Annotated in this window: 12 protein-coding genes; 9 read left to right on the forward strand and 3 right to left on the reverse strand. The window is 71.6% G+C overall.

Going from position 1 to position 12,528, the window contains the following annotated elements; translation table 11 throughout:
* Window positions 1–103: 103 nt before the first annotated feature.
* The 4 genes from SVTN_RS27060 (at window position 104) to mutM (ending at window position 2,855) form a co-directional block, all read left to right on the forward strand.
* On the forward strand, window positions 104–757 hold the full coding sequence (locus SVTN_RS27060; RefSeq protein ID WP_041131439.1) for a YceD family protein: 654 nt from the start codon (window positions 104–106) through the stop codon (window positions 755–757).
* 2 nt (window positions 758–759) lie between these two features.
* Window positions 760–933 (forward strand): 50S ribosomal protein L32, encoded by a 174-nt coding sequence (gene rpmF, locus SVTN_RS27065; protein WP_015036448.1) that lies wholly within the window; start codon window positions 760–762, stop codon window positions 931–933.
* A 19-nt stretch (window positions 934–952) separates the two neighbouring features.
* Window positions 953–1,747, forward strand: a complete 795-nt coding sequence (gene rnc, locus SVTN_RS27070) for a ribonuclease III (protein WP_041131440.1) — start codon at window positions 953–955, stop codon at window positions 1,745–1,747.
* 247 nt (window positions 1,748–1,994) lie between these two features.
* Window positions 1,995–2,855 carry a bifunctional DNA-formamidopyrimidine glycosylase/DNA-(apurinic or apyrimidinic site) lyase gene (mutM, locus tag SVTN_RS27075; RefSeq protein ID WP_041131441.1) on the forward strand — a complete coding sequence of 287 codons (861 nt, stop codon included), beginning with the start codon at window positions 1,995–1,997 and terminating at the stop codon, window positions 2,853–2,855.
* Window positions 2,856–2,859: 4 nt separating this feature from the next.
* On the opposite strand, the gene SVTN_RS27080 is transcribed toward mutM, so the two are convergent.
* Entirely contained in the window at window positions 2,860–3,246 is a 387-nt protein-coding gene (locus tag SVTN_RS27080) for a winged helix-turn-helix transcriptional regulator (protein WP_041131442.1), read from the reverse strand.
* A gap of 124 nt (window positions 3,247–3,370) precedes the next feature.
* Between SVTN_RS27080 and SVTN_RS27085 the strand changes: the two genes are divergently transcribed.
* On the forward strand, window positions 3,371–3,955 hold the full coding sequence (locus SVTN_RS27085) for a flavodoxin family protein (RefSeq protein ID WP_041131443.1): 585 nt from the start codon (window positions 3,371–3,373) through the stop codon (window positions 3,953–3,955).
* A gap of 80 nt (window positions 3,956–4,035) precedes the next feature.
* Here the strand turns inward: SVTN_RS27085 and SVTN_RS27090 are convergent, their stop codons facing one another.
* Window positions 4,036–4,968, reverse strand: a complete 933-nt coding sequence (locus SVTN_RS27090; protein ID WP_041131444.1) for a CAP domain-containing protein — start codon at window positions 4,966–4,968, stop codon at window positions 4,036–4,038.
* A gap of 204 nt (window positions 4,969–5,172) precedes the next feature.
* On the opposite strand from SVTN_RS27090, the gene SVTN_RS27095 reads away from it, so the two are divergent.
* The 4 genes from SVTN_RS27095 to SVTN_RS27110 all read left to right on the forward strand — a co-directional run bounded on the left by SVTN_RS27095 (window position 5,173) and on the right by SVTN_RS27110 (window position 11,444).
* A complete protein-coding gene (locus SVTN_RS27095; protein ID WP_041131445.1) occupies window positions 5,173–5,454 on the forward strand; it encodes an acylphosphatase in 282 nt (93 codons plus the stop codon).
* Between the two features lie 389 nt (window positions 5,455–5,843).
* On the forward strand, window positions 5,844–6,062 hold the full coding sequence (locus SVTN_RS27100; RefSeq protein ID WP_030690660.1) for a hypothetical protein: 219 nt from the start codon (window positions 5,844–5,846) through the stop codon (window positions 6,060–6,062).
* 232 nt (window positions 6,063–6,294) lie between these two features.
* Window positions 6,295–9,831, forward strand: a complete 3,537-nt coding sequence (gene smc / locus SVTN_RS27105; protein WP_041131446.1) for a chromosome segregation protein SMC — start codon at window positions 6,295–6,297, stop codon at window positions 9,829–9,831.
* Between the two features lie 179 nt (window positions 9,832–10,010).
* Window positions 10,011–11,444 (forward strand): sugar porter family MFS transporter, encoded by a 1,434-nt coding sequence (locus SVTN_RS27110; protein ID WP_041131447.1) that lies wholly within the window; start codon window positions 10,011–10,013, stop codon window positions 11,442–11,444.
* A gap of 77 nt (window positions 11,445–11,521) precedes the next feature.
* Here SVTN_RS27110 and SVTN_RS27115 read toward each other — a convergent pair whose 3' ends face one another.
* Entirely contained in the window at window positions 11,522–12,493 is a 972-nt protein-coding gene (locus SVTN_RS27115; RefSeq protein WP_041131448.1) for an LLM class flavin-dependent oxidoreductase, read from the reverse strand.
* Between the last annotated feature and the right edge of the window lie 35 nt (window positions 12,494–12,528).

The following is a 12,528-nucleotide window of genomic DNA, read 5'->3' on the forward strand; positions in this document are numbered from 1 at the left end:
GTCCAGTATCCTGGCCCTTCGGTCGCGCTATGTCCGCGATCCTTGCTGCCCACGTCTGGCAGCCTCCTCTACGCCGCAGAACGATCCGAAAGCAGGAAGAGCCCTGAGCACGCGCCTCGACCACCGCAACCCCCTCGTGTTCGACACGCACGAGCTGGGGCGGCGTCCTGGTGCCCTGCAGCGGCTCTCGCGTTCGGTCGAGGCTCCCGCGGAGCTCGGCGTCGAAGGAGTCATCGGAGTGCCCGAGGGCTCTCCGGTGGACATCGATCTCCGTCTTGAGTCGGTCATGGAAGGGGTGCTTGTCACAGGCACCGCCCGTGCATCGGCCGAGGGGGAGTGCGTAAGGTGTCTGGAGCCCGTCGAGCTCGAGCTCGACGTGGACTTCCAGGAGATGTTCTCGTACCCCGACTCCGACGACCGGGGCCGCTCCAAGGCGGCCGCGGACGACGAAGCCGAGGACGACGAGGACATGATCCCCCTCGAGGACGGCATGTTCGACCTCGAACCCTTGCTGCGTGATGCGGTGGTGCTCGCACTGCCGATGCAGCCGGTGTGCCGGGAGGACTGTGCGGGTCTGTGTTCCGAGTGCGGAACCAACCTGAACGAGAACCCGGACCACCACCATGAAGCCGTCGACATCCGTTGGGCGGCACTGCAGGGACTCGCCGGTTCGCTGGGAACCGATGAGAAGGACAACATGAGCGGCAAAGCCTCTGACGGGGACGTCCGAAGCGCCGCCGAGAAGCAGGAGAAGTAGCCGTGGCTGTTCCGAAGCGGAAGATGTCGCGCAGCAACACGCGCCACCGCCGGTCGCAGTGGAAGGCTGCGGTCCCCACCCTGGTTTCGTGTGAGCGTTGCCAGGAGCCGAAGCTGCAGCACATCGCGTGCCCGAGCTGCGGCACCTACAACAAGCGCCAGGTCCTCTCGGTCTGAGTGGCTGGTGAGAGGCACGATGTCTGAGAACATCAGCGCAGCCTCGTCCCACACGCTTCTGGAAGGGCGGCTCGGGTATCAGCTCGAGTCCGCCCTTCTGGTGCGTGCGCTGACCCACCGCTCGTACGCGTACGAGAACGGCGGTCTGCCCACCAACGAGCGCCTCGAGTTCCTCGGGGACTCCGTGCTCGGCCTGGTGGTCACGGACACGCTGTACCGCACCCACCCCGACCTGCCGGAAGGCCAGCTGGCCAAACTCCGGGCCGCGGTGGTCAACTCGCGTGCACTGGCGGAGGTCGGTCGCGGCCTCGAACTCGGCTCCTTCATCCGGCTCGGCCGGGGCGAAGAGGGCACGGGCGGCCGGGACAAGGCGTCCATCCTCGCCGACACCCTCGAAGCGGTGATCGGCGCGGTCTATCTCGACCAGGGCCTCGAAGCGGCGTCCGAGCTGGTGCACCGGCTCTTCGACCCGCTGATCGAGAAGTCCTCGAACCTCGGTGCCGGCCTGGACTGGAAGACCAGCCTCCAGGAGCTCACCGCGGCCGAGGGCCTTGGCGTCCCGGAGTACCTCGTCTCCGAAGAGGGCCCGGACCACGAGAAGACCTTTACTGCTGCCGCCCGCGTCGGTGGTGTCTCGTACGGCACCGGCACCGGCCGCAGCAAGAAGGAAGCGGAACAGCAGGCGGCGGAGTCCGCGTGGCGCGCGATCCGCGCGGCCGCGGACGAGCGTGCGGCGGCGGCGAAGGCCGCGGCCGACGCCGGCACGGGAGAGGTCGCCGCCCCCTCTCCGACCGCCGGCCGGGCGTCGGCCTGACGGCCGGCGGGCCGGTCCGGAAGGACGGGGCCACACCGGCCACCGTCCGACGGCGAGCCCGCGCGCTCCCGCATCCCTTCAGCGGAGTCTTCCCGCCCGCCCCAGCCAGGGGCGGGCGGAGCCGTTTCCGGGGGAGTGGGGCGGGCCCTCCCCGGGTCGCCCGGGCGGTAGGCTGGCCGGGCCTGTCCGGCGGACCAGGGCCGGAACGCCCTGGGACCACCACCCGTATCCCTCCGGAGGAGTTCCCGTGCCCGAGCTGCCCGAGGTCGAGGTCGTACGGCGCGGACTCGAGCGCTGGGTCGCCGGACGCACCGTGACCGAGGTCGAGGTGCTGCACCCCAGGGCCGTACGACGCCATCCGGCGGGCGGCGAGGACTTCGCGGCCCGGCTGAAGGGGCAGCGCTTCGAGGTCGCGCGGCGGCGCGGCAAGTACCTGTGGCTGCCGCTCGCGGAGACCGGGACCTCCGTCCTGGGACACCTCGGCATGAGCGGCCAGCTCCTCGTCCAGCCGGAGGACGCCCCGGACGAGAAGCACCTCCGCATCCGCGTCCGCTTCGACGATGCCGCCGGCACCGAGCTCCGCTTCGTCGACCAGCGCACCTTCGGCGGCCTCTCGCTCCACGAGCAGACCCCCGACGGGCTCCCGGACGTCATCGCGCACATCGCCCGCGATCCGCTGGACCCGGAGTTCGACGACGCCGCCTTCCAGAGCGCGCTGCGGCTGCGCCGTACCACCGTGAAGCGGGCGCTGCTCGACCAGTCGCTGATCAGCGGCGTCGGCAACATCTACGCGGACGAGGCGCTCTGGCGCTCGAAGCTGCACTACGACCGCCCGACGGCCACCCTGACCCGCCCGCGCTCGGCCGAGCTGCTCGGCCACGTGCGGGACGTGATGAACGCGGCGCTCGACGCCGGCGGCACCAGCTTCGACAGCCTGTACGTGAACGTCAACGGCGAGTCCGGCTACTTCGACCGCTCGCTCGACGCGTACGGACGCGAGGACGAGCCCTGCCGCCGCTGCGGTACGCCGATGCGGCGACGGGCCTGGATGAACCGGTCCAGCTACTTCTGCCCGCGCTGTCAGCGCCCGCCGCGCACGAGCGCCTGAGCGGTCAGCCCGTGACGGGGGCCGCGCGCTCGGAGTCGTACCTCTCGCGCGCCGCCTCGACCTGCGGCATCCGCCCCTCCACCAGCTCGATCAGGCCGATCAGCCGCTCCGCGATCTCGCGGCCGAGCGGGGTGAGCCGGTAGTCGACCCGCGGCGGGTTCGTGGGCTGCGCCTCGCGGTGGACGAGACCGTCGCGCTCCAGGGCGTGCAGGGTCTGCGACAGCATCTTCTCGCTCACGCCGTCGACCCGGCGCCGCAGCTCGTTGAAGCGGAACGTCCCTTCGTGCAGGGCGCCCAGGGTCAGGCTGCCCCAGCGGCCCGTCACGTGCTCCAGCGTGCCGCGCGAGGGGCAGGCGCGCGCGAACACGTCGTAGGCGAGGTCGTCAGTCATGCCCTCCACCGTACTCCCGCGCAGCGCTTACTGCCATGGGGGCGCAACCCAGGGGCTTGCGCTTTCGAAAAGTTAGTGCTCTACTTCTGGTCATCACCCCGAACGCCTCTTCGAGGAGCTTTTTGTGACCACCCCCGTCGTCTCCATCGCCTACCACTCCGGCTACGGCCACACCGCGGTCCTGGCCGAGGCCGTCCGTGACGGCGCCGCCGACGCGGGCGCCACCGTCCACCTGATCAAGGTCGACGAGATCACCGACGCCGAGTGGGAGCTGCTCGACGCCTCCGACGCGATCGTCTTCGGCTCCCCGACCTACATGGGCACCGCCTCCGGCGCCTTCCACCAGTTCGCCGAGGCCACCTCGAAGCGCTGGTTCACCGACGCCTGGCTGGACAAGCTGGCCGCCGGCTTCACCAACTCCGGCTCCAAGAGCGGCGACAAGGGGCACACCCTGCAGTTCTTCCAGACCCTCGCCGGCCAGCACGGCATGACCTGGGTCAACCTGGGCCTCAAGCCCGGCTGGAACAGCAGCGAGGCCTCCGAGAACGACCTCAACCGCCTCGGCTTCTTCTCCGGCGCCGGCGCCCAGACCCACACCGACCTGGGCCCCGAGGGCGTCCACAAGGCCGACGTCGCCACCGCCGAGCACCTCGGCCGCCGCGTCGCCCTCACGGCCCGCACCTTCGCGGCCGGCAAGGCCGCCGTCTGACACCCACGCGGTCCGTCCCGCACGTGAAGGGGCCCCGTCACCTCTGTGGTGACGGGGCCCCTTCACGTGCGGTGCTCGGCTCAGTAGCCGAAGTCCTGGGTCCACCACGGGCCGCCGTCGCCGAAGACCACGCCGACGCCCATGGTTGTGAAGTCGCAGTTCAGGATGTTGGCGCGGTGGCCGTCGCTGTTCATCCAGGACGCCATCACCGCCGCCGCGTCCACCTGGCCGCGTGCGATGTTCTCGCCGCCCATGCCCGATATGCCCGCCTGCTGGGCGCGGACCCACGGGGTGTCGCCGTCCGGGTCCGTGTGGTCGAAGAAGCCGCGGGTCGCCATGTCGGCGCTGAACGCGCCGGCCAGCGCCGCGAGCCGGGTGTCCGCGTGCACCGGGGTGCAGCCGACCTTGGCGCGCTCGGCGTTGACCAGGCGGAGGACCTCGGCCTCGGCGGCCTCGCCGCGGCCGGCGGTGGAGGTGACCGTGACCTTCTCGGTCGGCGCCGCCGTGGTCGGCTCCGGCTTCGGTGCGGGCGCCTTCGTCGTGGGCGCGGCCGAGACCCGGGTCGGCACGGGCTTCGGCGCGGGCGCCTTCGGCTTCGTCCTCGTCTTCGTGGGGGTCGGCTTCGGGGTCGAGGTCGGCTTCGCCTTCGGGGTGGCCTTCGGGCTCGGCTTCTTGGACGGGGCCCCCGAGGGGGAGGCGGGCCTGCTCGCGCTTGCTCCCGCGCTCGTACCGGTCGGAGTCTGTGTGGCCCCGCCCTGCGTCGTCAGCTCCGGGGCCTGCCGGGACTGGACCTGGCGCTCGCTCGTGGTGCCCGCGCTGCCGACCGTGAAGGTGTTCCCGCCGGGGAGCAGGCCGGAGGCGACGGCGACGGCGCCGACCGCGACCGCCGCGGAGGCGCCGAGCAGGCCGGTGCGCACCGGCCGACGACGGCCGGCACCCCGGTGCGGGCGGCCCGAACCGGCCGCGTAGTCTTCTGCGGCGGGTGCGGCGCCGGAGCGACGGTGGCGTCCCATCTGCTCTGCCTTCCTCTGCTGGTCTTCGCTGGTTCCGCGCGGGATTCTTTGCCGGGCTTTGCTGATCTTTGCTGTCGGTACCGTTCCGGATCGACAGTCGAACGGCGCGCGCCCGAACGGGTGAGTCGTGTTCGGTCGGGACTGTACGCCATGAGAAGCAGGGGCGATGTGCTCATCTGGCAATCCGCCCGTTAGCGTGCAGCCATGAGCGACGACGTACGGATGACCGCCTGGGTGCGCGGCCGGGTGCAGGGAGTGGGCTTCCGCTGGTTCACCAGGGCAAACGCCTTGGAGATCGGCGGCCTGGTGGGCTTCGCCCTGAACCTCGACGACGGCCGGGTGCAGGTGGTGGCCGAGGGGCCGCGTGAGAATTGCCACCGTCTGCTCGACTGGCTCCAGTCCGCCGACACACCCGGACGTGTGGACGGTGTCACTGAGATCTGGGACACCCCGCGCGGCGGCTACGACGGCTTCGCCATCCGCTGACGATCACGCTCCGACACCCCGCCCGGTGACCGAGAGCGGCACCGGGCGGACGCGCGGTAACAGGGGCGTGACCAGCGAACCGATTGATGGTTGCCAACTCGCGCCGGTCGTGCGAGGCTGCCCGGTAAGGATGATCGCGACGCCCCCGAGGCACCGAGTTCGAAGGCCCCGCCGCCCGTTGAGCGGCCGTGGACTCCTCGGTAGCCCTTCAAACGGGGCGTGATCGTGTTGACCGTCAAACTTTTTGGTGAGACTCTGGAAGCCCCGCGCACCTTAGCTGTTTGGCAGTGGAACCGGCACGACAAGCAGTACTGCCGAGCACCGCGGGTGCGAATCCCTCACGACCCACACCGCTTCGGTCGGTCACTCATTGTGGAGGACCATCCATCATGGCAAAGGCGCTTCTCGGTTACGTCGGCGGCTCCGACCCGCGACTCCTCGCCGAGATGCGACGGCTGCAGCAGCGCGTCCAGGACCTCGAATCCGAGCTGGTACGGATCCAGTCCGAGAACGACACGCTCGCCGCTGCCGCCGCTCAGCACCAGGGAGAGTCGCTGCTGAACAGCATCGATCTCGACGTACCCCAGGCAGAGCCTGCGCTCACCTGACAACCCAGCCCCCAGGGGCCAGGTGGAAAGCATTCTCGTCGGCGCAGCCGGACACCCACACAGCTGATCGTGCGGATCGACGCACGTGCACGACAGCTGGACCTGCAAGGGGCGCCTCGGCGTCCCTTCTCCCTTTCACCCGTTGTTTCCCCCGCGTCCCACCCCTCCTCATCCGAGGATCTGCCCCACGCCATCGCGGGCGAAACGCACGGGCCCCGGTAGAGTCCTGGGAGTGCACCTCAAGGCCCTGACCCTCCGCGGATTCAAGTCGTTCGCCTCGGCCACCACGCTGCGGTTCGAACCCGGAATCACCTGTGTCGTGGGCCCCAACGGATCGGGCAAGTCCAACGTCGTGGACGCCCTGTCCTGGGTCATGGGCGAGCAGGGCGCCAAGTCGCTGCGCGGCGGCAAGATGGAAGACGTCATCTTCGCCGGCACGACCGGGCGCCCCCCGCTCGGCCGCGCCGAGGTCTCGCTGACCATCGACAACTCCGACGGCGCCCTGCCCATCGACTACGCCGAGGTCACCCTGACCCGGATCATGTTCCGCGGCGGCAGCAGCGAGTACCAGATCAACGGCGACACCTGCCGCCTGCTCGACTTCCAGGACCTGCTCTCCGACTCCGGCATCGGACGCGAGATGCACGTCATCGTCGGCCAGGGACAGCTCGACTCCGTGCTGCACGCCGACCCGATGGGCCGCCGCGCCTTCATCGAGGAGGCCGCCGGCGTCCTCAAGCACCGCAAGCGCAAGGAGAAGGCGCTGCGGAAGCTGGACGCGATGCAGGCCAACCTCGCGCGCGTGCAGGACCTCACCGACGAACTCCGCCGCCAGCTCAAGCCGCTGGGCCGGCAGGCCGCCGTCGCCCGCCGCGCCGTCGTCATCCAGGCCGACCTGCGCGACGCCCGGCTCCGCCTCCTCGCCGACGACCTCGTACGGCTCCAGGAGGCGCTGACGGCCGAGGTCGCCGACGAGGCGGCCCTGCTCGCCCGCAAGGAGGCCACCGAGGCCGAGCTGCGCGCCGCCCTCGCCCGGGAGGCCGAGCTCGAAGCGGAGGCCCGCACCCTCGTGCCCCGCCTGGAACGCGCCCAGCAGAACTGGTACGACCTCTCCCAGCTCGCCGAACGCGTCCGCGGCACCATCTCCCTGGCCGACGCGCGCGTGAAGAGCGCCACCACCGCACCCGCCGAGGAACGCCGCGGCCGCGACCCGGAGGACCTGGAGCGGGAGGCCGCCCGCGTACGGGAACAGGAGGCCGAGCTCGAAGCCGCCCTGGAGGCCGCCGAGCGCGCCCTGGAGGACTCCGTCGCCCACCGCGCCGACCTGGAGCGGAGCCTCGCGGCCGAGGAGCGCCGCCTCAAGGACGCGGCCCGCGCCATCGCCGACCGGCGCGAGGGCCTCGCCCGGCTCCACGGCCAGGTCAACGCGGCCCGCTCGCGCGCCGCCTCCGCCCAGGCCGAGATCGACCGGCTCGCCGCCGCCCGCGACGAGGCCGCGGAGCGGTCGGCCGCCGCCCAGGAGGAGTACGAACAGCTCAAGGCCGAGGTCGACGGCCTCGACGCGGAGGACACCGAGCAGGGCGAGCGGTACGAGACCGCCCGCCGCGAACTCGCCGACGCGGAGGCCGCGCTGAGCGCCGCCCGCGAGGCCGCGGCCGACGCCGAACGCCGCCGCGCCGCGACCGCGGCCCGGCACGACACCCTCGCCCTCGGGCTGCGCCGCAAGGACGGCACGGGCGCCCTGCTCTCCGCCGGGCTCACCGGACTCCTCGGACCGGCGGCCGAACTCCTCACCGTCACCCCGGGATACGAGATCCCCGTCGCCGCCGCCCTCGGCGCGGCCGCCGACGCGCTCGCCGCCGACGGCCCCTCCTCCGCCGCCGAAGCCCTGCGCCTGCTGCGCAAGCAGGACGCGGGCCGGGCCACCCTGCTCCTCGCCGGAGCCCCTGAGCCGCAGCCCCCGCTGGCCGCCGGCGGACCCCCGTACGCCGCCGACCTGATCAGCGGGCCCGCCGAACTCCTGGGCGCCGTCCGCCGGTTGCTCGCCGGGATCGTGGTCGTCGGCGACCTCGACGAGGCCGCCGAACTGGTCAGGACCAGGCCCGAGCTGACCGCCGTCACCACCGAAGGGGACCTGATCGGGGCGCACTTCGCACAGGGCGGCTCCGCCGGCGCGCCCAGCCTCCTCGAAGTCCAGGCCTCGGTCGCCGAGGCCGCCGCCGAGCTCGACGAACTGGGCGTACGGTGCGAGGAGTTGGCCGCAGCCCAAGTCGAGGCCGCCGAGCGGCGGCGCCACGCGGGCGCACTCGTCGAGGAGCTCGACACCCGCCGCCGCGCCGGTGAGCGCGAGAGGTCCGCCGTCGCCCAGCGGCTCGGAAGGCTCGCCGGACAGGCCAGGGGAGCGGCGGGGGAGGCCGAGCGGACCGCGGCGGCCGCCGCCCGCGCCCAGGACGCCCTGGAGAAGGCCACCGCCGAAGCCGAGGAACTGGCCGAACGGCTCCTCGTGGCCGAGGAGATGCCGGCCGAGGACGAGCCCGACACCTCCACCCGCGACCGGCTCGCGATCGACGGCTCCAACGCGCGCCAGACCGAGATGGAGGCGCGGCTCCAGGTCCGTACCCACGAGGAGCGGGTCAAGGGGCTCGCCGGACGGGCCGACTCGCTCGACCGGGCCGCCCGCGCCGAACGGGAGGCACGCGCGCGTGCCGAGCAGCGCCGGGCCCGGCTCCGCCACGAGGAGCGCGTCGCGGGCGCGGTCGCCGCCGGCGCCCGCACCCTCCTGGCCCACGTCGAGGTCTCCCTGGTCCGCGCCGAGCGGGAGCGGGCCCTCGCCGAGGCGGCGAGGGCCGACCGGGAGCAGGGCCTGACGGCCGCCCGGGCCCGGGGCCGGGACCTCAAGGCCGAACTCGACAAGCTGACCGACTCCGTGCACCGGGGCGAGGTGCTCGGCGCCGAGAAGCGGCTGCGGATCGAGCAGCTGGAGGCGAAGGCCCTGGAGGAGTTCGGCGTGGAGGCGACCGCGCTGGTCGCCGAGTACGGCCCGGACCAGCCCGTGCCCCCGTCGCCGACCGTCGAGGGGGAGACCCCGGACGAGACCCCCGACGCCCGGCCGCGCCCGTTCGTCCGTTCGGAGCAGGAGAAGCGGCTGAAGGCCGCCGAACGGGCGTACCACCAGCTCGGCAAGGTGAATCCGCTGGCCCTGGAGGAGTTCGCGGCCCTGGAGGAGCGGCACCGGTTCCTCTCGGAGCAGCTGGAGGACCTGAAGAAGACCCGCACCGACCTGCTTCAGGTCGTGAAGGAGGTGGACCTGCGCGTCGAGCAGGTCTTCACCGAGGCCTACCGGGACACCGCCCGCGAGTTCGAGGGCGTCTTCTCGCGGCTCTTCCCGGGCGGCGAGGGCCGGCTGATCCTCACCGACCCGGACAACATGCTCACCACCGGCGTCGAGGTGGAGGCCCGCCCGCCGGGCAAGAAGGTCAAGCGCCTCTCGCTGCTCTCCGGCGGCGAGCGCTCGCTCACCGCCGTGGCGCTGCTCGTCTCGATCTTCAAGGCCAGGCCCAGCCCGTTCTACGTGATGGACGAGGTCGAGGCGGCGCTCGACGACACCAACCTCCAGCGGCTGATCGGGATCATGCGGGAGCTCCAGGAGTCCTCGCAGCTGATCGTGATCACGCACCAGAAGCGGACCATGGAGGTCGCGGACGCGCTGTACGGCGTGTCCATGCAGGGCGATGGCGTCTCGAAGGTGATCAGTCAGCGGCTGCGCTGACCCCATTGTTCAACTATTGAATCCATAGGGCCTCCCTCTGCTCTAAAAGTCACATGACATCGGCTATTGACTTCGAAACTTGAAGGAATAGTCTCTGCAACGTTGCTTTAACCTTCACGTGGTGGGCGGCGCGAAGTTGTGCGCCACTGGAAGGGCTCGCCCCCCACCGAGGAGTCCATGTGACCAGCACCGAGAAGGCGCCCACGCCGCCACCTTCCGAAGGCCGAGCCGCTCACCCGGACCACCTCGGCCACGTCATCTTCATCACGGCCTCCGCCGCGATGGGCGGCTTCCTCTTCGGCTACGACAGCTCCGTCATCAACGGCGCCGTCGAGGCGATCCGCGACCGCTACTCCATCGGCTCCGGCACCCTCGCGCAGGTCATCGCCATCGCCCTGATCGGCTGCGCCATCGGCGCCGCCACCGCCGGCCGGATCGCCGACCGCATCGGCCGCATCCGCTGCATGCAGATCTCCGCGGTGCTCTTCGCCGTCAGCGCCGTCGGCTCCGCACTGCCCTTCGCCCTCTGGGACCTCGCCCTCTGGCGGATCATCGGCGGCTTCGCCATCGGCATGGCCTCCGTCATCGGCCCCGCGTACATCGCCGAGGTCGCCCCCGCCGCCTACCGCGGCCGCCTCGGCTCCTTCCAGCAGGCCGCGATCGTCATCGGCATCGCCATCTCCCAGCTGGTCAACTACGGCATCCTCCAGCTCGCCGACGGCGACCAGCGCGGCGAGATCGGCGGCATCGAGGCCTGGCAGTGGATGCTCGGAGTGATGGTCGTCCCCGCCCTCCTCTACGGCATGCTGTCCTTCGCGATCCCCGAGTCCCCCCGCTTCCTCATCTCCGTCGGGAAGGTCGACCGGGCCAAGGAGGTCCTCGCCGAGGTCGAGGGCCACGGCGTCGACCTCGACCACCGCGTCGCCGAGATCGACCAGGCCATGCGCAGCGAGCACAAGTCCACCTTCAGGGACCTGCTCGTCGTCGGCAGCAGGTTCAAGCTCCTGCCCATCGTCTGGGTCGGCATCGGACTCTCGGTCTTCCAGCAGCTCGTCGGCATCAACGTCGCCTTCTACTACTCCGCGACGCTGTGGCAGTCCGTCGGCATCGACCCGTCCAGCTCGTTCTTCTACTCGTTCACCACGTCGATCATCAACATCATCGGCACCGTGATCGCGATGGTCCTGGTCGACCGCGTCGGCCGCAAGCCGCTCGCCCTCGTCGGCTCCGTCGGCATGGCGATCGCCCTCGCCTTCGAGGCCTGGGCCTTCTCCGCCGACCTCGTCGACGGCAAGCTGCCCGAGACCCAGGGCGTCGTGGCCCTCGTCGCCGCCCACGTCTTCGTGCTCTTCTTCGCCCTCTCGTGGGGCGTGGTGGTCTGGGTCTTCCTCGGCGAGATGTTCCCCAACCGGATCCGCGCCGCCGCCCTCGGCGTCGCCGCCTCCGCCCAGTGGATCGCCAACTGGGCCATCACCGCCAGCTTCCCGTCCCTCGCGGACTGGAACCTCTCCGGCACCTACGTGATCTACACGATCTTCGCCGTGCTCTCGATCCCCTTCGTGCTCAGGTACGTCAGGGAGACGAAGGGCAAGGCGTTGGAGGAGATGGGCTAAACCCCGCTGCCCCCCTCCTCACGACGACTGCCCCGGTTCGAGGCCCTGTGCCTCGAGCCGGGGCAGTACGCCGTTCCTCACGCCGCCAGCCGCGGCAGTACGCCCTCGCAGAACAGCCGCAGGCTCCGCCACCCCTCCTCGACCGGCATCCCGCCGCACAGCGGATGCAGGACGAGGCTCTCCAGGCCGAGCGCCACGCACTCCTCCGGCGTGACGACCCGGTACACCCCCTCCGCCCGCAGCTCCGCCACCGTCGTCGCCGCCGACCGCACCGCCGAGCGGATGTCCTTCGACTGCCAGGAGGCGTACGTCCGCGCCTCGTGCAGGAAGTGCTCCCCGTGCTCCGCCCAGGTCCGGTCCGGATCCTCCGACAGGTGCAGCAGCGGGGTCTCCTTCGCCGGCATCATCGTCCAGCCCTCCGTGCCGTACTCCGCACACTGCTCCCGGTAGTACGTCTCGAGCTCCGGCAGGTGCGCGCTCGGGAAGAACGGCAGCCCGAGCCGGGCCGCCCGCCGCGCCGCCGCCCGCGACGAACCCCCGACCAGCAGCAGCGGATGCGGCCGGGTGAACGGCCGCGGGGTGACCCGTACCGTACGGCCCCGATACGTGAACGGCTCCCCGGTCCAGGCCGTGAGCAGGGTCTCCAGGAGCAGGTCCTGGAGCTTGCCGCGCCGCCCCCAGTCGACCCCGCGCTCCTCGTACTCCTCCGGCCGGTAGCCGATCCCGGCCACCGTCACGAGCCGGCCCCCGCTCAGCAGGTCCAGGACCGCGATGTCCTCGGCCAGGCGCAGCGGATCGTGCAGCGGCCCGATGATCGCCGAGACGGTGACGGCGATGCGTTTCGTCGCCCCGAACACCGCGCCCGCGAAGGCGAAGGGGGAGGGCAGCCAGTTGTTCTCGACCCCGTGGTGCTCCTCGGTCTGCACGGTGTCGACGCCGTGCCCGTCGGCGTACGCGGCCATGGCGAGCGCGGCCCGGTAGCGCTCCGAGAGGGAGTCCGGGGTCGCACGGGGATCGACGAGGTTGAACCGTACGACGCTGAACGGCATGGGAAAGTCCCCCTTCGCGGGTACGCGGAAGGGGG

It is taken from the genome of Streptomyces vietnamensis (assembly GCF_000830005.1).
GTDB lineage: Bacteria > Actinomycetota > Actinomycetes > Streptomycetales > Streptomycetaceae > Streptomyces > Streptomyces vietnamensis.